The organism is Pseudomonas fluorescens (assembly GCF_002837185.1).
In the GTDB taxonomy this organism is placed as follows: domain Bacteria; phylum Pseudomonadota; class Gammaproteobacteria; order Pseudomonadales; family Pseudomonadaceae; genus Aquipseudomonas; species Aquipseudomonas fluorescens_AM.
This window is the reverse complement of record NZ_KZ478033.1, coordinates 1-20,866: the sequence shown is the minus strand read 5'-3', so window position 1 is coordinate 20,866 and position 20,866 is coordinate 1. Positions and strand designations below refer to the sequence as shown.

General features: G+C 60.5%; 19 protein-coding genes. 13 read left to right on the top strand and 6 right to left on the bottom strand.

The window, feature by feature from the left end; all coding sequences use genetic code 11:
- Positions 1–43: 43 nt before the first annotated feature.
- Positions 44–949, top strand: coding sequence for an AraC family transcriptional regulator (locus CIB54_RS25920; RefSeq protein ID WP_065952557.1), 906 nt, complete (start codon positions 44–46; stop codon positions 947–949).
- A 217-nt stretch (positions 950–1,166) separates the two neighbouring features.
- Here the strand turns inward: CIB54_RS25920 and CIB54_RS25915 are convergent, their stop codons facing one another.
- The 4 genes from CIB54_RS25915 to CIB54_RS25900 form a co-directional block, all read right to left on the bottom strand.
- Positions 1,167–1,646, bottom strand: a complete 480-nt coding sequence (locus CIB54_RS25915) for a DUF6392 family protein (RefSeq protein WP_101221356.1) — start codon at positions 1,644–1,646, stop codon at positions 1,167–1,169.
- Positions 1,647–1,835: 189 nt separating this feature from the next.
- Positions 1,836–2,312: a DUF6392 family protein gene (locus CIB54_RS25910; RefSeq protein ID WP_065887333.1), complete on the bottom strand. Its 477-nt coding sequence runs from the start codon at positions 2,310–2,312 to the stop codon at positions 1,836–1,838.
- Complete coding sequence (locus CIB54_RS25905; RefSeq protein WP_269801700.1) at positions 2,312–3,763, bottom strand: S-type pyocin domain-containing protein; 1,452 nt, start codon at positions 3,761–3,763, stop codon at positions 2,312–2,314. The genes CIB54_RS25910 and CIB54_RS25905 overlap by 1 nt, the downstream gene beginning before the upstream one ends.
- Before the next feature lie 11 nt (positions 3,764–3,774).
- Positions 3,775–4,155 carry a PAAR domain-containing protein gene (locus tag CIB54_RS25900; RefSeq protein ID WP_198557222.1) on the bottom strand — a complete coding sequence of 127 codons (381 nt, stop codon included), beginning with the start codon at positions 4,153–4,155 and terminating at the stop codon, positions 3,775–3,777.
- A 453-nt stretch (positions 4,156–4,608) separates the two neighbouring features.
- Between CIB54_RS25900 and CIB54_RS25890 the strand changes: the two genes are divergently transcribed.
- The 9 genes from CIB54_RS25890 (at position 4,609) to CIB54_RS25850 (ending at position 16,189) form a co-directional block, all read left to right on the top strand.
- Complete coding sequence (locus CIB54_RS25890; protein WP_101221348.1) at positions 4,609–4,857, top strand: DUF6124 family protein; 249 nt, start codon at positions 4,609–4,611, stop codon at positions 4,855–4,857.
- A 203-nt stretch (positions 4,858–5,060) separates the two neighbouring features.
- Complete coding sequence (locus CIB54_RS25885) at positions 5,061–6,383, top strand: ABC transporter substrate-binding protein (RefSeq protein ID WP_101221347.1); 1,323 nt, start codon at positions 5,061–5,063, stop codon at positions 6,381–6,383.
- Positions 6,384–6,535: 152 nt separating this feature from the next.
- Positions 6,536–7,426: a carbohydrate ABC transporter permease gene (locus tag CIB54_RS25880; RefSeq protein ID WP_065952553.1), complete on the top strand. Its 891-nt coding sequence runs from the start codon at positions 6,536–6,538 to the stop codon at positions 7,424–7,426.
- Between the two features lie 10 nt (positions 7,427–7,436).
- A complete protein-coding gene (locus CIB54_RS25875) occupies positions 7,437–8,267 on the top strand; it encodes a carbohydrate ABC transporter permease (RefSeq protein ID WP_065887345.1) in 831 nt (276 codons plus the stop codon).
- 23 nt (positions 8,268–8,290) lie between these two features.
- Complete coding sequence (locus CIB54_RS25870) at positions 8,291–9,394, top strand: ABC transporter ATP-binding protein (protein ID WP_065952552.1); 1,104 nt, start codon at positions 8,291–8,293, stop codon at positions 9,392–9,394.
- Between the two features lie 18 nt (positions 9,395–9,412).
- On the top strand, positions 9,413–10,894 hold the full coding sequence (locus CIB54_RS25865) for a mannitol dehydrogenase family protein (protein ID WP_101221346.1): 1,482 nt from the start codon (positions 9,413–9,415) through the stop codon (positions 10,892–10,894).
- 139 nt (positions 10,895–11,033) lie between these two features.
- Positions 11,034–12,515, top strand: coding sequence for a xylulokinase (gene xylB / locus CIB54_RS25860; protein WP_101221345.1), 1,482 nt, complete (start codon positions 11,034–11,036; stop codon positions 12,513–12,515).
- A 12-nt stretch (positions 12,516–12,527) separates the two neighbouring features.
- A complete protein-coding gene (locus CIB54_RS25855) occupies positions 12,528–13,466 on the top strand; it encodes a carbohydrate kinase family protein (RefSeq protein ID WP_101221344.1) in 939 nt (312 codons plus the stop codon).
- Positions 13,467–13,582: 116 nt separating this feature from the next.
- Positions 13,583–16,189: an autotransporter family protein gene (locus CIB54_RS25850; RefSeq protein WP_101221343.1), complete on the top strand. Its 2,607-nt coding sequence runs from the start codon at positions 13,583–13,585 to the stop codon at positions 16,187–16,189.
- A gap of 66 nt (positions 16,190–16,255) precedes the next feature.
- Here the strand turns inward: CIB54_RS25850 and CIB54_RS25845 are convergent, their stop codons facing one another.
- Positions 16,256–16,522, bottom strand: a complete 267-nt coding sequence (locus CIB54_RS25845; protein ID WP_065952547.1) for a DUF1652 domain-containing protein — start codon at positions 16,520–16,522, stop codon at positions 16,256–16,258.
- Between the two features lie 370 nt (positions 16,523–16,892).
- On the opposite strand from CIB54_RS25845, the gene CIB54_RS25840 reads away from it, so the two are divergent.
- Both CIB54_RS25840 and map read left to right on the top strand, forming a co-directional pair.
- On the top strand, positions 16,893–17,096 hold the full coding sequence (locus CIB54_RS25840; protein WP_065887356.1) for a ParD-like family protein: 204 nt from the start codon (positions 16,893–16,895) through the stop codon (positions 17,094–17,096).
- Positions 17,093–17,848, top strand: coding sequence for a type I methionyl aminopeptidase (gene map, locus CIB54_RS25835; protein ID WP_101221342.1), 756 nt, complete (start codon positions 17,093–17,095; stop codon positions 17,846–17,848). Before CIB54_RS25840 ends, map begins: the two co-directional genes overlap by 4 nt.
- Before the next feature lie 57 nt (positions 17,849–17,905).
- Here the strand turns inward: map and sfnG are convergent, their stop codons facing one another.
- On the bottom strand, positions 17,906–18,991 hold the full coding sequence (sfnG, locus tag CIB54_RS25830) for a dimethylsulfone monooxygenase SfnG (protein ID WP_065952545.1): 1,086 nt from the start codon (positions 18,989–18,991) through the stop codon (positions 17,906–17,908).
- A 267-nt stretch (positions 18,992–19,258) separates the two neighbouring features.
- On the opposite strand from sfnG, the gene CIB54_RS25825 reads away from it, so the two are divergent.
- Positions 19,259–20,497, top strand: a complete 1,239-nt coding sequence (locus tag CIB54_RS25825) for an acyl-CoA dehydrogenase family protein (protein WP_101221341.1) — start codon at positions 19,259–19,261, stop codon at positions 20,495–20,497.
- The last annotated feature ends 369 nt before the right edge of the window (positions 20,498–20,866 follow it).

Genomic DNA, 20,866 nt, shown 5'->3' with positions numbered 1-20,866 from the left:
GGGGCATTATCCTACGCAGCGACCACAATAAAGCGACGGCAACATGACCCGAGCAACGCGCATCACCGACCCTTCCTACGAGTTGATGGACGATCACAACGGTCTGTCCATCATCTATCGCCAGCACGGCTTCCCCTGCCCGCTGGTGCGCTGGCATTTCCACAAGGAGTACGAGCTGCACCTGATCGTCGCCAGCTCGGGCAAGGTGTTCATCGGCGACTACATCGGTAACTTCTACCCGGAAAGCCTGTTCCTCACCGGCCCCAACCTGCCCCACAACTGGATCAGCCAGGTGGAGGAAGACGAAGTGGTGCCCAAGCGCGACATGCTGGTGAACTTCACCGACGAGTTGTTCGAGCACGGCAGCCATATATTCGCCGAACTCAAGAGCCTGGCGCCGTTGCTCGAGCGCGCCCAATACGGCATCCAATTCCGCTGCAAAAAGACCATCGCCCAGGCCATGACCCTGATGCAGCAGATCGAAGACGCCCACGGCATGGCGCGCCTGGGGCACTTCTTTATCTTGCTGGAAGTGTTAAGCGCCTGTGAGGACTATCAACTGCTGTCCGGCGTGACCACCCCGCAGCAAGCCGACGAACACAGCATCGACCGCACCAACCGCGCAGTGGACTACATTTTCGCCCACTATGCCCGCGAGCTGCCGCTGGAGGAAGTCGCGGAGTATCTGGGGATGAAACCGACATATTTCTCCCGCGTTTTCAAACAGGCCACGGGGCGCACGTTCATTGAGTTTGTAAACCGACTGCGCATCAGCAAGTCCTGTGAACTGCTGGCCGATGGGGACAAGGCGGTGACGGATGTGTGCTTTGAGTCGGGGTTCAACAACATTTCCAACTTCAATCGGCGGTTTCAGCAGCTTAAGGGGATGACGCCGTCCCACTATCGGCGTTTGGCGGTGCAGCGGTTGACTGAGCAGAATTTGGCTTGAACGCCATCACTAGATGCCTGATCCGACGCTCAATTGTCACGAGGCCCATCAATACCACATGTATTTTTTATTGACATCGTGTATCTGAGAAAGAGCGATCTCTGTTCTTGGCCACATGGAAAATTATGGAGGGCTTGCTTGAGCGAACAGCTAATTGCCACTGGCAATCATGTTAGCAATTCGACGTTCTATAGTTATAGCAAGCCCCTGTGGGAGATCAATCGTGTCCGGAATCAATCAAGGAGAAACTGATATTGTTAACTCTAAGATTTCCCAGATAGCTGAGAGTTACCATCACGTTGGGATGTGCCTTTTGGTCCAAGTAATATATGTCCGCTCCGCCCCGCACACCCAATCCACCTGGCAGTTTTACGGAGGGCTTGGATTTAGTGGGCACACCTAAAACCTCACGTACGTATCGCTGATCCATACCTAACCTGAACGGCTGAGGTAATTGCCCGGTATAGACAGGCTGCCCGACTGTTTGAATCAGGATGATCATTACTTGCTCCAGCCGTTTTGTTTCTGCCCAGAACCATAATTTCACGCCGGGTTCTGGATTTTGAATCAGCTCCTCGTTATCAGACGTATCAAATAGCCGCTTGAGCAGTAATTCCTGAATGAGTCCTTCGCTCACCAATTTGTGATAAGGGAAACCGAGCCCCCCTACTAAATGACTGATCGTAACGGCGTCCATCAGTACCACCCCTGTGTTTCATTTATTTTGTGCATTTTAACGCGAGCGTCTTGAAGATCTGATTCGGTGAATCCCTGCTCCAGCATATGAAGGCATAAAGGGAACGCATTTGTTTCGGCTTAAATAAATGCGTGCCCCTTTTTCAGTATTCAAAGTTTTTCCACGTTAAAGATAAATTTTTCTGCTGCACTAAGGGTGCCCTCGGTTGATTAACGAAAAAACCAACGTTTTAATCTGCATTGTGGATGTGTACTGAAAGGACACTTTCAGATTTGGGAAGTTAATCTGATCCAGCGAATAAGTATCGAAGCCACCCAATACGGTATCCAAAGGCAGCTTCGTCAGGCCTTGTGATTCCATGGGCATACCGAAAGCTGCTCGCACCTCTGACTTGGATGCTAGTAACGCAAAAGGCTTGGGAAGCTCACCCTTGTACTCTGTTGTACCTTCAACAGTAGAGCGCAGGGTGATAAAGAGTCGCTCGTACCTCCTCGTCTCCGCCCAGAAACTTAACTCCAGGCCGTCAGCTGGTTTTTTCAGCGATAACCAATCACGCCCGCTATAGAGCTCAGTGAGTGGCAGGCCTGGAATAATTCTGTGGGAAATTAAATCCTCATAGAGCCATCCTAGATGTTTGATCCAACTTTCAATTGTCACGGCGTCCATCAATACCACCCCTGGGCTTGGTTGATGTCATGTAATTGTTGACGGGCGACCTCGATATCGAACTCAGCGAACCCCTCTTCGAGCAGCCCTCTCTTAATCGCATCCACGTTACTGTTCACCGCTGCTCGAAGGTCTTCAGCATCTTTACTCTGTCTGTATTTGGTATTTCGGCCGCCATAAGTCTCACTGTGATTCTGATGCACTCTGACTGGTATAGCGATGCTGGCGCCACGACGAAGAAAGCTCTGAACCTCCTCATCCGTCAAATCCGCCATACGATGCCTTAACGCCAGTTCCAGCGCCTTTTGCGCAGGAATATGGTCAATATCCAGCCCATCCTTACGGCTACGACTCATCAAATTAGCTGCCTGCCCAACCTCCAATGGCCTGACCGCCGGCTTGGCAAACACCAGATACAACGGCGGCACATTCGAATCAGCCGGAAACGAAATGATCGTATCCTGCCAGGTGATATTCTCTGCATCCCGTCCTGGATAGTGACTGATTGCCGAATCTTGCCCCACCGCAACTGGATGAACAAACACGTTATCCAAGCGTTCCGGTGTACCGGGATACGGGCTCGGCACGCTGACAACCGGGCCGTGGTTCGGCGTCCAGATGATGCTGATGCCATCCAGCACCGCGACCATCGCGCTGTGATCCTCATTCCACCGGGCTTGCGCAACGGGTACGCGGTCAGCGCCACTGCCAGGTTGGGTATGTAGCCCGTAAACACGCAGTTCACCGGACTCATCCTGGCGAAACTGGAAACGCACCCGCGTACTGGCCGAACGCATCCCCTCCAACTGCTCCGGGGTGTATAGCGTTGAATCACCGATACCCCGTGGCCAAAAGGCCAGCAGCACAAGGTTGAGGGCCGAACTGGCTCCGGCCAAGCCTCGTACAGCCCAGGCACCGAGGTCGCTGCCGAGTGTGCCTGCTACCCTGCCGACGGCGCCCGTCTTACCGGTTGAGGCCATGACGGCCGTGGCGCCAAAGTTTCTGGCGTTTTCCGGGCCGGTTCCCGCGGCTGTAGAACCGGCGGGTACCGAAACGCATGATTTGGCGAAAACGCAGGTATCAGCGGCACGATTTGGCGCAGCGGGCGCGGCTACGTTGGAAGGTGTCGCGGCGGACGCGGTCGGCCCCATTCCAACGGTGGTGAATCGTTGAGGCTGGGGACCGAACTCCTGGCATTTGAAGCGCTGATTGGCAATCAACTCCGGCGGCGGATCGCATTTGCAGATACACAGATCCCCCTCAAGTGCCGCTTGTTTGCCGTTCCACTCTTCGTGCAGATGAGGACCGACGAGCGCGATGAAGCCTTCAGTGCCGCAAGCCGGGCAAGCGACCCGGTCACCCTCCCTTGAGATCATTTCGCCGTTGAAACTGGTGCGCTCACAACCACTGGTCACTTTGCCACCCGCTGTGGTGGTTGAACCCGTGGTGATGTTGTAGCGCCTCAGATCTGACTCTCCCCGTGATATCCAGGCTTTAGAAGGCCAGGAATACCATCGCCGTCCGCGTACTCCACCACCTGAGCGAGGTTTTGCAGGCTGCCCGTCACGGTGTCGCCGTTGTCGGTAGCGCTGCCGACAATGGCGATGGGCAGACCTTTGTAGGTGGCTGCGAAACCTGCTCCCGAGACAATTTCGCTCTCTTTGCCATCGGGGTAGCGCACTCGGTCGCCGACGCACGCGATGCGCAAGTCATGGATCTCGAGGCTGGTGCTTGCAGTAATGATTTGTCCACCCATACGCGTTCTTGAGCCGAGTGTCGCGTAGTCGTAGATGGCTTTGATTGGGCGAGTTGATTGTTGGATTTCAGTATCGGTGTCTTTCATGTTTCGTCCTTTTTTAGCGTGCAGGGGTGCTCAAACGCGACCATGGCGTTGATGTACGCAAAGGGAATAGCGCCGAACTGGCGCAAGAAAGATGTTGCTGGCTGGCGCTAAGCCAAACAACTGTCCGTTCGGCTAGGTATTGGGAAAAGCAGAAACGTCTTACAAGGCGTTGAGGTTGTCCCTAGGACACTCAATCTCTAGTCTTCGTACACCGCTACACAATCAGCGGTCGGGCGTCGCGGCCCGTATTTCTTCAGACGCAAAAGCGTCATCGTGTCCTTTTAGTTGGCGCTTTTTTGTCGTCTACTGTGCGGCGCTATGGCGGCTGTGCGTGGGATACCTTCGGGTATGCCGATGTTCTGGAGAGTCGGTCCGCGAACCTGCGTACAGCTGCCACCCCCATCGCGTCGCGGCGATCAATGGCAGCTCCTTTAATATCTCCGGAGTTTCACCATGATCAAACCCACCCCAAATCCCCCACTCGATTCAACACCCGGCGTGCTGTTCACCGTTAAAGACGGCATCTGCACCCAAGACCTGCTGGTCAACCTCAGCGAATCACTCGCCTCTGCCCACGCCCTGACCTGCGATTTCGCCTTTGACCTCGACGGCTCACGCCGTGAGGGCGCGCTGGGTATTGCGCAGTTGATCGAGGTGTCTCGGTTGTTGGCTGAGCGTGTACTGGCTGATATCGAGGGTTAGGCACTGCACTGATCGCTCCCACGCGGAGCGTGGGAGCGATCATGCCGAGTGCAAAAAAGTATCAGTCCCAGTGCTCCCAAGGATTTGTCACAGGCGCATTTGAAGGCTGTAATCAACGCACACTCTTCCTGACTCCTTGATGGGAAGACACAACAACAATAACTGTCCTTCCGTAGCCTCTGGGCGCGGAAATGGAGTGCGCGATGAAGTTCACAGCAAAAGTACTGCTTGCCTCTACCTGCATGACTGCATGCATGACCCTCAGCGCCGTCAGCTTTGGCGCGCAAACCCTGACCATTGCCACCGTCAATAACAGCGACATGATCCGTATGCAGAAGCTCTCGAAAACCTTCGAGGCCGAGCATCCGGAGATCAAGCTGAACTGGGTGGTGCTTGAAGAAAACGTGCTACGCCAACGCCTGACCACCGACATCGCCACCCAGGGCGGGCAGTTCGATGTATTGACCATCGGCATGTACGAAGCCGCACTCTGGGGTGCCAAGGGTTGGTTGGAGCCCATGAAGGACCTGCCGGCGTCCTACGACCTGGATGACGTATTCCCTTCGGTGCGTGACGGGTTGTCCGTCAAAGGCTCGCTGTACGCCCTGCCGTTCTACGCCGAAAGCTCGATCACCTATTACCGCACCGACCTGTTCAAGGACGCCGGGCTGAGCATGCCCGAGCACCCGACCTGGAGCCAGATCGGCGAATTCGCGGCCAAACTCACCGACAAATCCAAAGAGCAATACGGCCTGTGCCTGCGCGGCAAAGCCGGTTGGGGCGAGAACATGGCGCTCATCACCACTCTGGCCAATGGCTATGGTGCGCGCTGGTTCGATGAGAAGTGGCAACCTGAATTCAACGGCCCCGAGTGGAAGGACGCGCTGACGTTCTACGTCGACAACATGAAAAAATCCGGTCCGCCGGGCGCTTCCAGCAACGGCTTCAACGAAAACCTGGCGCTGTTCAACAGCGGCAAGTGCGCGATCTGGGTGGACGCCAGCGTGGCCGGCTCGTTTGTCACCGACAAAACCCAGAGCAAGGTGGCCGAACACGTCGGCTTTACCTTCGCCCCCCACGAGAAGACCGACAAGGGCACCTCGTGGCTGTACTCCTGGAGCCTGGCGATCCCCACCAGTTCCAAGGCCAAGGACGCCGCCAAGGTGTTCACCAGTTGGGCCACCTCCAAGGAATATGGCGCATTGGTCGCCAAGACCGACGGCGTCGCCAACGTCCCGCCAGGCACGCGCAAGTCCACCTACAGCGATGAGTACATGAAGGCCGCACCGTTTGCCAAGGTGACCCTGGAATCGCTGAAAGTGGCGGACCCGACCAAGCCTACCGAGAAGCCGGTGCCGTATATCGGTATCCAGTTGGTGACCATTCCCGAATTCCAGGCGATTGGTACCCAGGTCGGCAAGTTCTTCTCCGGTGCGCTGACCGGTCAGCAGACCGTCGATGCTGCATTGACCGCCGCGCAGACTACAACCGAGCGGGAAATGAAGCGGGCCGGTTACCCCAAGTAATCTCAGCCCTCACCACAGTCAAATGTGGGAGGGGGCTTGCCCCCGATAGCAGTGGATCAGCCAACTGATTCATCAACTGATACACCGCTATCGGGGGCAAGCCCCCTCCCACACTGACCGCGTTTGCATGTACCTGACTGGTTCTGATCACCATGAATACAACGCCCAAAAACCGCCTGGCCAACCCCGGCTGGTTCCTCGTCAGCCCCTCGGTGGCCCTGTTGCTGCTGTGGATGATCGTGCCGCTGGGCATGACCCTGTACTTTTCGTTGATCCGCTACAACCTGCTCTACCCCGGCGAAAACCAGTTCGTGGGGTTGGAAAACTTCACCTATTTCGTCACCGACTCGGGCTTCTTGCCCGGCGCCACCAACACCCTGTTGCTGGTGGGCAGCGTGCTGTTGATCAGCGTGGTGTTCGGCGTGTTGATCAGTGCGCTGCTGGAGGCCAGTGAGTTCTTTGGCCGCGGCCTGGTACGGGTGTTGTTGATTTCACCGTTCTTCATCATGCCCACCGTCGGTGCGTTGATCTGGAAGAACCTGATTTTCCACCCGGTGTCGGGGATTCTCGCCGCCGTGTGGAAGTTCTTCGGCGCAGAGCCCGTGGACTGGCTGGCGCACTACCCGCTGCTGTCGATCATCATCATTGTGTCGTGGCAGTGGCTGCCCTTCGCGATCCTGCTGCTGATGACCGCCATGCAGTCCCTGGACCAGGAACAAAAGGAAGCCGCACGCCTGGACGGGGCCGGCGCCATTGCGATCTTCTGGCACCTGACCCTGCCCCACCTGGCCCGTCCGATTGCGGTGGTGGTGATGATCGAGACGATCTTTCTGCTCTCGGTGTTCGCCGAAATCTTCACCACCACCAACGGTGGCCCGGGCTACGCCTCGACCAACCTCGCCTACCTGATCTACAACCAGGCGCTGGTGCAGTTCGACGTGGGCATGGCTTCGGCCGGCGGCTTGATCGCCGTGGTCATCGCCAATATCGCGGCGATCATCCTGGTGCGGATGATCGGCAAAAACCTGACTGACAAGCCTTGAGGGCCGCGCCATGACGCTTCAACAATCCCGCCGCCTGCAAAGCCTGTTGCTCGGCACCCTGGCCTGGGCCATCGCGATCCTGATCTTCTTCCCGATCTTCTGGATGGTGCTGACCAGCTTCAAGACCGAAATCGACGCGTTCGCCACGCCGCCGCAGTTCATCTTCACGCCGACGCTGGAGAACTACCTGCACATCAACGAGCGCAGCAACTATTTTGCCTACGCGTGGAACTCGGTACTGATTTCCTTCAGCGCCACCGCCCTGTGCCTGCTGATCTCGGTGCCGGCCGCCTACTCCATGGCGTTCTATGAAACCCAGCGCACCAAGGGCACGCTGCTGTGGATGCTGTCGACCAAGATGCTGCCGCCGGTGGGCGTGCTGATGCCGATCTACCTGCTGGCCAAGAGCTTTGGCCTGCTGGATACGCGCATTGCGCTGATCATCATCTACACCCTGATCAACCTGCCGATCGTGGTGTGGATGGTGTACACCTACTTCAAGGACATTCCCAAGGACATCCTCGAAGCCGCCCGCCTGGATGGCGCCACGCTGTGGCAGGAAATGGTCCGCGTGCTGCTGCCGATCGCCAAGGGCGGCCTGGCGTCGACCGTGCTGCTGTCGCTGATCCTGTGCTGGAACGAGGCCTTCTGGTCACTGAACCTGACGTCCTCCAGCGCCGCGCCGCTGACGGCGCTGATCGCCTCCTATTCCAGCCCTGAAGGTTTGTTCTGGGCCAAATTGTCCGCCGTGTCGACCCTGGCCTGCGCGCCCATCCTGATCTTTGGCTGGATCAGCCAGAAGCAGTTGGTGCGCGGCCTGTCCTTTGGCGCGGTCAAATAATAATTTCAAGCGGAGGGACCATCATGGCCAACCTGAAAATCAAGAATCTGCAAAAAGGCTTCGAAGGTTTTTCCATCATCAAGGGCATCGACCTGGAAGTGAACGACAAGGAATTCGTGGTGTTCGTCGGCCCGTCGGGCTGCGGCAAATCCACCCTGCTGCGCTTGATCGCCGGCCTGGAAGAAGTGACTGAGGGCACCCTCGAACTCGATGGCCGCGACATCACCGAAGTGACCCCGGCCAAGCGTGACCTGGCGATGGTATTCCAGACCTACGCCCTGTACCCGCACATGAGCGTGCGCAAGAACATGTCGTTCGCCCTGGACCTGGCCGGCGTCGACAAGACAATCGTCGAGAGCAAGGTCAATGAAGCGGCGCGCATCCTGGAGTTGGGCCCGCTGCTGGAGCGCAAGCCCAAGCAGCTCTCCGGCGGCCAGCGCCAGCGCGTGGCGATTGGCCGGGCGATTGTGCGCAACCCGAAGATCTTCCTGTTCGACGAACCGCTGTCCAACCTCGACGCCGCCCTGCGCGTGCAGATGCGCCTGGAACTGGCACGCCTGCATAAAGAGCTGCAGGCGACCATGATCTACGTGACCCACGACCAGGTCGAAGCCATGACCCTGGCCGACAAAGTGGTGGTGCTCAACAGCGGTCGCATCGAACAGGTCGGCTCGCCGCTGGAGCTGTACCACCAGCCGGCCAACCTGTTCGTGGCGGGCTTTCTCGGCACGCCGAAGATGGGTTTCCTCAAGGGCAAAGTCACGCGTGTCGACGGCCAGGGCTGTGACGTGCAACTCGACGCCGGCACCCTGATCAGCCTGCCGCTCAGCGGCGCCAGCTTGAGCGTGGGCAGCGCGGTGACCCTGGGTATTCGCCCCGAGCATCTGGAAATCGCCACGCCGGGCCAGACCACCCTGACCGTCACCGCCGACGTCGGCGAGCGCCTGGGCAGCGACACCTTCTGCCACGTCATCACCGCCAACGGCGAGCCGCTGACCATGCGCATCCGTGGCGACATGGCCAGCCAGTATGGCGAGACGTTGCACCTGCACCTGGACCCGGCGCACTGCCATCTGTTCGACACCGATGGCGTGGCCGTCACCCGCCCCCTGCGCGCCGCCGCCTGATTTCGCGAGTATTACGCCATGAAGCTGAATAAACACACCCTCACCCAGTTGGCACCCGAAGTGCAGCGGCCAGCCTACGCCATCGCCAGCACATCGCAGGGCATTGCGCATATCGGCGTCGGCGGTTTCCATCGGGGGCACCAGGCGTTTTACACCGATGCCTTGATGAACACCGGCGAAGGCCTGGACTGGAGCATCTGCGGCGTGGGCCTGCGGGCCGAAGACCGCAAGGCCCGCGACGACCTGGCGGGCCAGGATTATCTGTTCACCCTGTATGAACTGGGCGACACCGACGACACCGACGTGCGCGTGATCGGCTCGATCAGCGACATGCTGCTGGCCGAGGACGGTGCCCGGGCGCTGATCGATAAACTGGCCGAGCCGGCCATCCGGATCGTGTCACTGACCATCACCGAAGGCGGCTACTGCATCGACGACAGCAACGGCGAATTCATGGCCCACCTGCCACAGATCCAGCATGACCTGGCGCACCCGAGCGCACCGAAAACCGTGTTCGGTTTTCTCTGCGCCGCCCTGACCCAACGCCGCGCCGCCGGCACCCCGGCGTTCACGGTGATGTCCTGCGATAACCTGCCGCACAACGGCGCTGTCACGCGCAAGGCCCTGCTGGCGTTTGCCGCGCTGCACAATGCCGAGCTGCATGACTGGATCCAGGCCACTGTGAGCTTCCCGAATGCCATGGTCGACCGCATCACGCCGATGACCAGCACCGCCCACCGCCTGCAGTTGCATGATGAACACGGCATTGACGACGCCTGGCCGGTGGTGTGCGAGCCTTTTGTGCAATGGGTGCTGGAAGATAAGTTCGTCAACGGACGCCCGGCCTGGGAAAAGGTCGGCGTGCAGTTCACCGATGACGTAACGCCTTACGAGGAAATGAAGATCGGCCTGCTCAACGGCAGCCACCTGGCCCTGACGTACCTGGGGTTCCTCAAGGGCTACCGGTTCGTCCACGAAACCATGAACGACCCGCTGTTTGTCGCCTACATGCGCGCCTACATGGACCTGGACGTCACGCCGAACCTGGCGCCAGTGCCGGGCATCGACTTGACGGACTACAAACAGACCTTGGTGGACCGCTTCTCCAACCAGGCAATCGCCGACCAGCTGGAACGGGTGTGCTCGGATGGCTCGTCGAAGTTTCCCAAATTCACCGTGCCGACCATCAACCGCTTGATTGCCGATGGGCGCGAGACCGAGCGCGCGGCGCTGGTGGTGGCCGCCTGGGCCTTGTATTTGAAGGGTGTCGACGAAAATGGCGTGGCCTACACGATTCCCGATCCTCGTGCCGCGTTCTGCCAAGCGCTGGTGAGTGATGACGCGTTGATCAGCCAGCGCTTGCTGGGGGTTGAAGAGATTTTCGGCACGGCTATTCCCAACTCGCCTGCATTTGTGGCAGCGTTCGAGCGGTGTTATGCAAGCTTGCGCGATCACGGCGTCACTGAAACGCTGGAGCATCTTCTGAAGAGACCGGCTTGAAACTGTGGGAGGGGGCTTGCCCCCGATGAGGGTGTGTCAGTTAATAAATCTTTCACTGACCCACTGCTATCGGGGGCAAGCCCCCTCCCACATTGACCGCATTGACAACTCCAACAATAAGACTGCTGAGCACTCCATCATGACCCAGCCAAACCTGTTCCTCGGCATCGACTGCGGCACCCAGGGCACCAAGGCCATCGTCCTCGACGCGTCCAGCGGCAAGGTGCTGGGCCTGGGCGCCGCCGCGCACACACTGCTCAGCGGCGCCAACGGCCGGCGTGAGCAACACACCCAGGAATGGCTGGATGCCTTTACCGAAGCCACCCACCGCGCCCTGCAACAGGCCGGGGTGGACGGCCAGGACATTCTCGGTATCGGCGTGTCCGGCCAGCAACACGGCCTGGTCTTGCTCGACGCCCAGGGCCAGGTGCTGCGCCCGGCCAAGCTGTGGTGCGACACCGAAACCGCAGCCGAAAACGAGCGCCTGTTGCAGCACCTGGGCGGTGAAAGCGGCTCGCTGGAGCGTCTGGGCGTGGTCATTGCGCCGGGCTACACCGTGTCAAAACTGCTGTGGACCCGTGAACAGCACCCGGACCTGTTTGCGCGCATCGCCCATATCCTGTTGCCCCATGACTACCTCAACTACTGGCTCACCGGCCGCGCCGTCGCCGAATACGGCGATGCTTCAGGCACCGGCTATTTCGACGTGCGCCGCCGTGAATGGGACGTGGCGCTGCTGCAGCACATCGACCCCAGTGGTCGTCTGCAAGCAGCGCTGCCCGAGCTGATCGCAGCCGACCAGGCGGTGGGCACGATCCTGCCGGCCATCGCCGAGCGCCTGGGCATCAACCCCAACGCCATCGTCGCCAGTGGCGGCGGCGACAACATGATGGGCGCCATCGGCACCGGCAATATCGCCCCCGGCGTCATCACCATGAGCCTGGGCTCATCAGGCACCGTCTACGCGTTCGCCGACCAGCCCAACGTGAGCCCGCAGGCGTCGGTCGCCACCTTCTGCTCATCCAGCGGCGGCTGGTTGCCGTTGATCTGCACCATGAACCTGACCAACGCCACCGGCGTGGTGCGCGAGCTGTTCGAGCTGGACCTGAACGCCTTCAACACCCTGGTCGAACAGGCCCCCATTGGCGCAGACGGGGTGAGCATGTTGCCGTTTCTCAACGGCGAACGGGTGCCCGCCCTGCCCCAGGCCACCGGCAGCCTGCACGGCCTGACCATGACCAACCTGACCCGCGCCAACCTGTGCCGCGCGGTGGTCGAAGGCACCACCTTCGGCTTGCGCTACGGCCTGGACCTGCTGCGCCAGACCGGTCTGCAAAGCCTGGGCATCCGCTTGATCGGCGGCGGTTCGAAAAGCCCGCTGTGGCGGCAGATGGTCGCCGATATCATGAACACCGAAGTGGTGTGTACCGAACAAAGCGAGGCCGCTGCCCTGGGCGCGGCGATCCAGGCGGCGTGGTGCCAGTCCGGCGAATCCCTGGCCAGCCTGTGCGACAAATGCGTGAGCCTTGACCCGGCCAGCCGCACCTTACCGGTGCCGGCCAATGTCAGGGCCTATCAACAGGCCTACGAGCGCTATCAACAGCGTGTGGCAACCCTTTAAGAGCGAGCGACTATGTATCTGGTGTGCGGTGAAGCGCTGTTTGATTTTTTCAGCGAGGAGGATGCCAGCGGGCTTGCGTCCAAGGTCAACTACACGTCTATTGCCGGCGGGTCGCCGTTCAACGTGGCCGTGGGCTTGCGCCGCCTGGGCATCGAGGCCGGGCTGTTCGGCGGGGTGTCCACCGACTTCCTCGGCCGGCGCCTGGTGCAGGTGCTCAAGGATGAAGGCGTGAGCCGGCAGTTTCTCGTGGAGTTCGCCGCACCGACCACGCTGGCGATGGTTGCCGTGGGTGCCAATGGCTCGCCGCACTACAGCTTTCGCGGCGAAGGTTGCGCCGACCGGCAACTGCAGGTCGCGCATCTGCCGGTGCTGGGTGATGAGATTCGCGGGCTGCATGTCGGCTCGTTCTCGCTGGTGGTGCAACCGATCGGCGACACGCTGCTGGCCCTCGTCCAGCGCGAAAGCGGCAAGCGCCTGATCAGCCTCGACCCCAATGTGCGCCTTAATCCGCAACCGGACATCCAACTGTGGCGCGACCGTATCGCCGAGCTGGTCAAGCATGCCGACCTGATCAAGGTCAGCGATGAAGACCTGCACCTGCTGTACCCCGAGCAATCGCCTGAAAGCGTGCTGCAAGGCTGGCTGCAACACCGCTGCCAGTTGGTATTCCTCACCCGTGGCGGTGATGGCGCCAGTGTGTTCAGCCGTAGGCATGGCACCTGGTCGCAACCGGCCGTCGACATCGTGATGGCCGATACGGTCGGCGCCGGCGATACCTTCCAGGCGGCGTTGATTGCCTGGTTGACCGAGCAGCAATTGGACTCGATTGAAGGGCTGCAACAGCTCAGCCGCGAACAGATCGACGCCATGCTCGGCTTTGCCATCCGCGCTGCGGCGCTGACCTGCACCCGCACCGGGCCGGACTTGCCTCACCGTAGCCAATTAGGCTGATAGCCCACCGGCCGCGCCCTGCGCGGCCTTTACCTTTTATCCAAAAACCTTGCCACGCAGCGAACCTGTGCTACACCGAAGAACAGCAGTAATTAAAACAATACGTAGGACGCGTCATGACCAAGGCATCTGGTTTTCCAACCCGAGCCGTTATTGCTGTCGGCATTCTTTCACTGCAGTACTTCACTCCCCAGCCCGCGCATGCCGCGTGCGCTTTCAGCCCCGGTCCAGGTGACGACACGTTCGTCTGCGACAGCGGCACCAGCACCGCCGGGCTCACCGATCTTCTGGGCAACAATCGTCTGACGCTGCCCGCCGGTGGTACGGGAACCGTCAACGGCCCTGTCACGTTCGGCGCGGGCCAAGATCGAATCCTGATCGATGCCGGCAGTATCCTGGGCGCTGTGCAACAAGGCACCGGCATCGATGACTTCGTCATGAACGGCGGGCGGATTGTTTCCCTGGCGCAGGGCGATGGCCGCGATACCTTCCTGATGACCGGCGGTGTCATCGAAAGGGAATTCGTCGACGGTGACGTGGCGCGACAAACCGCCGGCACGATTGGCCGGGTCGACCTGAGGCTGGACGATAACGAATACGAGATGACCGGCGGCGAGATCCTCGGCAACCTGGTCGCCGGGTTCGGCAAGGACAGGGTCGACATCTCGGGAACAGCCAGCGTAGGCGGCAATATCAGCACCAGTGGCGGCGATGACATCATCCGGGTGAGCGGCGGCGTGATCAAAGGTGAAATCCGCGCCAGTTTCGGCAACGACACATTCACCTGGAGCAATGGCGGTGAGGTCCAGTCTTCAGTCTTGATGGGCGATGGTGACGATAACGCCCTGCTCAGCGGTCTTACTGAAAGCCGGCTGGCCGCCACGCCGTCGATTGACGGCGGCCTGGGCAATGATCAACTGACCTTCGATAACACCACCTCCAGTACCGCCGCGCGTTATGTCGGCTGGGAGACGGTCAATCTCAACAACGCCTCGCGCGTTGATCTGGTCGGGGACTTTTTCCTCGGTGACAGTGCGAGCAACACCGGTACGTTCAACATCGATGGCAGCAGTACCCTGGCGGTGAGCCAGGGCGCAATCCGCCCTTACACGGCGGGCCAATTGGCGACGCTGAACAACGCCGGCACCCTTGACATGACCACCGACAACCGCGCGAACAGTTCATTGACGGTGCACGGCAACTATGTGGGCAATAACGGCCAGCTGTGGCTGCAAAGCGTCCTCGGTGATGACAACTCCGCTACCGACAAGCTGGTGGTGTCCGACGGCATTATCAGCGGTCACACGCAACTGGGCGTCATCAATCTTGGCGGTGCAGGCGGGCTGACTCAACACAGTGGCATCGAGGTGGTCCAGGCCCTCAACGGCGCGACCAGCAGCGCAGATGCCTTTGCGTTGAAGGGCTCGGTGTCGGCCGGTGCCTATGAATATCGGCTGTTCAAAGGCGGCGTGACCGCCGGCACGGAAAACAACTGGTACCTGCGCTCTTCGGTGGTGGCCGTGCAGCCACCCTCCGTCCCGCCGGTACCGCCCACCCCGCCGGTGGTGGTACCTGTTGCACCGATTACGCCGACGCCTCCTGTCGTCGACCCCGATGAACCACCGGTGGAGCCGCCGACCGCGCAACCGGTCGCGCCGATCGAGCCCCCGGCGCCCCCGCCGAGCCAGGTCGCGGCAGCCAATTCACCGCAACCCGCCGCCAGCAGCCCGGCGCTGCCAACAGCCGTGGTCGGTGCCGCACCCATCCCGCTGTATCGCCTGGAAGTGCCGGTGTATTCGGTGGTGGTCCCGGCCGCGCACATAATGACCCGGATGGCCCTGGGCACGTTTCATGAACGCCAGGGCGAGCAAAGCCTGCTCACTGAAACGGGAGCAGTTGCGGCCGGTTGGGCGCGTGCCTATGGCGGCGATTTCAACAAGCACTGGTCGGGCACCGTGTCGCCAAGCTTAGACGGCAGCGTCAAGGGTTATCAGGTGGGGCATGACCTCTACGCTGCGCAAACCAGCGGCGGGCAACTGCAACGCTTCGGCCTGTTCATCGGGCAGAGTCGCTTGCGCGGCGACGTGAAAGGTTTTGCCGAAGGCTTTCAGGACCGGCGCTCCGGGCGGATCAAACTCGACGGTGATAACTTCGGCGCCTACTGGACCCTCACCGACCCCAAAGGCTGGTACATCGACCTGGTCGCCATGGGCACACGCCTGGACGGTGACAGCAAGTCCGACCGTGGCGTGAAGGCGGACACCAAGGGCCGTGCCCTGGCGCTCTCCGCCGAAGCGGGTTATCCAGTCACCGTTTCCGAACATTGGGTGCTGGAACCGCAGTTCCAGGTGATCCGCCAGACCCTTGACCTGGACAACCAGAACGACGGTATATCCAAGGTATCGTTCGACTCCCAGGCGTACTGGACCGGCCGTCTGGGTGCCCGCGTCAAGGGCCGCTACCGGGTGGGCACCACGCCTGTCGAACCGTATGCGCGCGCCAACGCCTGGCGCACCTTCGGCGGCAGCGACACGGTGACCTACGACGATGTGGACCGCATCAAGAGCGATCACGCGTCGTCCACCGCCGATGTCGGCGTCGGGGTTATCGCCCACTTGTCGCCGGCGGTGAGTGTTTACCTGGCGGCGGACTACTCCACCAATCTGGACGGCAACGCCCAGGAGGGTGTGGGCGGCACCGCCGGGGTGCGCATGAGCTGGTGAACAGCACGAGGCTCAGGGGCCTGGTCACTGCCAGGCCTCCAAGTCAACGCGCAGCCAGGCGCGCTCTTAAAATCCACGCCCTCCTGCTCGCTGCTGGGCAGGCGTGTGAGCATGCTTGAGGTCTTCACGCAGCCCGGCGATCAGGTTGCAAATGGCGCGACTGCTGTCGAGTCTGTCCGCGCTGATACCTTTGACCTCCAACTCCACGCGATCACGGTCGCGGTCGTCGTACACCTTGATCGTCAGCGAAGCATCTTCGGCTTTGGTGCACTCACACCGCTTAGGCAGGAAACTTCCTTCAATAATACTGCGAAGCTCTAATTCCGAAAGCATGGCTAACCTCTCCTTGTTTGAGACTGCCAACAGTTTTTATGGGGTCCGGCAGGCACTTGCCTGCCACGTCTTACCGGCCTTGGAAGACGCCTTCAACAAAGAAGCCTACTCGGCAAAATCCACCCCTGTTGTAACCTTTCTTCATAAGCTCAGCGCTTGCTTATATGAGGTAAATTCCGCCGCACCCATCGTCGCCGAACCGCGCCGATTAAACGTTTAACCGCCCGTCTCACATCAGGCGCATTTGAAGTAGCCGATTTTTTGGCAACATGTGGTAATCAATCAACGGGTCAACCAAGCGTCGAGCGGGGCTTTCGCAAAACATACGAAACATATACGCTTCGTATATTGAATTCTCACAGTGAAGCGTATGGGCATCGTCAAAATCACCGACCAATTGCACGAACAACTACGCCTGGCCAGCGCCGCGATGGACCGTTCCATCAACGCCCAGGCCGAGTTCTGGATCAAGATCGGCCTGCTTGCCGAGCTCAATCCTCAGTTGCCCTACAACGACCTGATCAACAAACTGTTGCTGGACAAACCCGACCTGATCAGGGGGCGCAGCCAATGATCAAGACGCCACAACAGCTTGCGCTGATGCGCGAGTCCGGGCGCCTGCTGGCCCAGGTGTTCAGCATGCTCGACGGCTTCGTCGCCGCCGGCCGCTCCACCCTGGAACTGGACAGCGCCGTCGAAACCTTCATCCGCCAGGAATTGCAGGCCCGCCCGGCCAGCCTCGGGCAATATGACTACCCCTTCAGCATCAATACATCGATCAATGAAGTGGTGTGTCACGGCATGCCCAGCGCGAAGCAAATCCTTAAAGATGGCGACATCATCAACATCGACATCACCCTGGAAAAAGGCGGCTTTATCGCCGACTCCAGCAAGATGTACATGATCGGCACGGTGACCCCCAAGGCGCGACGCCTGGTAGAAATGACCTTCGAAGCGATGTGGGCCGGCATCCGCCAGGTCAAGCCCGGCGCGCGCCTGGGAGATATCGGCTATGCGATCCAACACCATGCGCAGGCCAACGGCTACAGCGTGGTGCGTGAATACTGCGGCCATGGCATCGGCCGGGAAATGCACGAAGAGCCGCAGATCCTGCACTTCGGCCGTCCCGGCACCGGGCTGGCGCTGCGCGAAGGCATGGTGTTTACCATCGAGCCGATGCTCAACCAGGGCAGCGCCAAAGTGCGCAGTCTCAAGGATGGCTGGACGGTGGTGACCAAAGACAACAGCCTGTCGGCGCAGTGGGAACATACGGTGGCGGTGACGGCGGATGGGTTTGAGGTGTTGACCCTGCAACCGACAGCCTGAACCGCACAGAACCGGAGTACGACCGTCCCACGCTCGGCGTGGGAACGATCAATCGGGTCAGGCCACCTGCTTGACGAGGGCCTTGGCCTCCAGTTCACGCACCAGCGGCAACACGCGCTTGCCGAAGTACTCCACCTCCTCCTGAAAATGCAGGAAGCCGGCCAGCACCAGGTCCACGCCCACCGCCTTGAGCGCGACGATGCGCTCGGCAATCTGCTGCGGGGTGCCGATAAGGTTGGTCTTGAAGCCGTCGTTGTATTGCACCAGGTCCTCGAAACTGGACTTGGCCCAGTTGCCTTCGCCTTCCGGTGACGCCTTGCCCGCTTGTCTGGCGGCATCACCGAAGGCGTTGACCGCTTCCGGGTCGGCTTTGTCGATGATGTCCGCCAGCACGGCGCGCGCCTCTTCTTCGGTATCGCGAGCGATCACAAAAGCGTTGACGCCGATCTTTACCGAATGGTTATTGGCCGCCGCCTTGGCGCGGATATCGTCGACCTGGGCCTTGATGCCTTCGGGGGTGTTGCCGTTGGTGAAGTACCAGTCCGACACCCGCGCCGCCATGTCGCGCGCCGCCCTTGAACTCCCGCCCTGGAACACTTCGGGCTGTCCCAGGGGCTTGGGCTTGAGGGTGTAATTGTTGAAACGGTAAAAGTCACCCTTGAAGGTGAAATCGTCCTGGGTCCAGATGCCTTTCAAGGCGCGAATGAATTCTTCGGAACGACGATAGCGCTCATCGTGCTCCAGCCACGGTTCGCCGATGGCCTGGAACTCGCCCTTGAACCAGCCGCTGACGATATTCACCGCGATGCGGCCGTTGGTGAGCTGGTCGATGGTCGCCAACTGCTTGGCCGCCAGCGCCGGCTGCCACGGGCCCGGCAGGATCGCCGCAATCACCTTGAGGGTGGTGGTGGCCGCCAGCAACGCGTGGCTGAACGCCACCGACTCGTGCTGATTCTCGGCGCCGTAGCCGGCGGTGAAACGAATCTGGGTCAGGCCATATTCAAAGCCGGCGGCTTCGGCCAGTTGCGCCAGTTTACGGTTGTAGTCGATGCCCCAGTGGGTGCGCTGCTCGATCTTGCTGACCACCAGCCCACCGCTGACGTTGGGCACCCAATAGGCAAATTTCACGGCGTGTTGACTCATTGGGGGTACCTCGCACAAAGGAATGTAGGAGGGCTTGAGCAGCAAGCGTGCCAGCCACGCGCAAAGGCCCTGGCCTTGCGGTCTGCGGCGCACAACCTGGGCGTTGCGCGGAGCGCCGCGACTGTCATGAATCGCTGCGTTTTGTGCAAACGCTGTTGCTGGCGCAACAGTATTTGGCGTCCTCGCGCCGTAAACACGGGCCGCAGTGCCCGGCACGGACTGTGCAAACACCCTGGGACTTGATCACTGCCCAGGAGCCGCCCCCCCATGACCGAGCAACATGTCATCAACCCGCTGTCCGTTGGCGTCGACTACCCCGCCCTGGCCGAGCGCTTCCGTCCCATCTTCGAGCGCATCGCCGCGGGCGCGGTGGAACGCGAACACAGCCGCACCCTGCCCCATGAGCCGATCCGCTGGTTGAAGGAAGCCGGTTTCGGCGCGGTGCGCGTGCCGGTGGAATATGGCGGTGGCGGCGCGTCGCTGCCGCAGCTGTTCGAACTGTTGATCGAACTCGCCGCCGCCGACTCCAATGTGCCCCAGGCCCTGCGCGGGCATTTTGCGTTTGCCGAAGACCGCCTGAATGCGCCGCCGGGCGCGGCGCGCGAGGTGTGGTTCAAGCGCTTTGTCGACGGCGACATCGTCGGCTGCGCCTGGACCGAAATCGGCAATGTCGCGATCGGCGACGTCGTCACCCAGGTCAGCCCCAACGGGAACGACTGGACACTCAACGGTGAAAAGTTCTACAGCACCGGCAGCCTGTTTTCCGACTGGATCGATGTATACGCCCAACGCAGCGACACAGGCGGCGACGTCATCGCCGCCACCCGCACGCGCCAGCCTGGGGTGGTGCAAAGCGATGACTGGGACGGCTTTGGCCAACGCACCACCGGCAGCGGCACCACGCGCTTTACCGATGCCGTGGTCGAAGCGCAAAACGTGATCGACTTCGCCACCCGCTTCAAATACCAGACCGCGTTTTATCAACTGGTGCTGCTCGCCACCCTGGCCGGCATCGGCCATGCGGCGCTCAACGACGTGGCCCATCAGGTACGCACGCGCAAACGCATCTACAGCCACGGCAACGCCCCGCACGTCAGCCAGGACGCGCAGGTGCAACAGGTGGTGGGCGAAGTCGCCGCGCTCGTCTACGCAGCCCGTGCCAGCGCATTGCAGGCCGCGCTGCCGGCGCAACGGGCCTATCTGGCCCGCTTCGGTGGCGATGACGTGGCCGAACGCGAAGCCAACGTAGCCGCCGAGATCGAATCGGCGACGGCCCAGGTGGTCGTGTCGGAATTGATCCAGCGGGCCACCAGCCAACTGTTCAACGCCCTGGGGGCCTCCGATGTACGTCAGGGCAAAGCCCTGGACCGGCACTGGCGCAATGCGCGAACAGTGTCATCGCACAATCCGCTGATCTACAAGGCGCGGATCGTCGGCGACTGGGTGATCAATGGCACCGAGCCGCCGTTTGTCTGGCAGATCGGCAATGGCCCGGCGAAGGCTTAATACCAGTCAGTTAAGGCTTTTTGTAGGAGCGAGCTTGCTCGCGAAAACTCACAGGCACCGCGTTCATGCAGGAAACACGCGTTATCGTTGACATTTTTCGCGAGCAAGCTCGCTCCTACAGAGGGCAGCGTACGCTTAATTGACTGGCATTAGGCCAAGGCCTAAGCCGTTCTAACGCAATGTGGAAGAAGTGAAGCAAACGCTCCAGCACCCAACACTAACCACAATGCGAAGCGAGTCGCTCTTGATCTTGATCTTGATCTCAGGCGCCCCGTTAAACCACGCTGGCCGAACGCAGGCTTGAATCCGTGGGCAACCCGGCAGGACGCCGGGTTAGCCGCCCCGCGCCAGGGATGGCGCGTGGCGGCG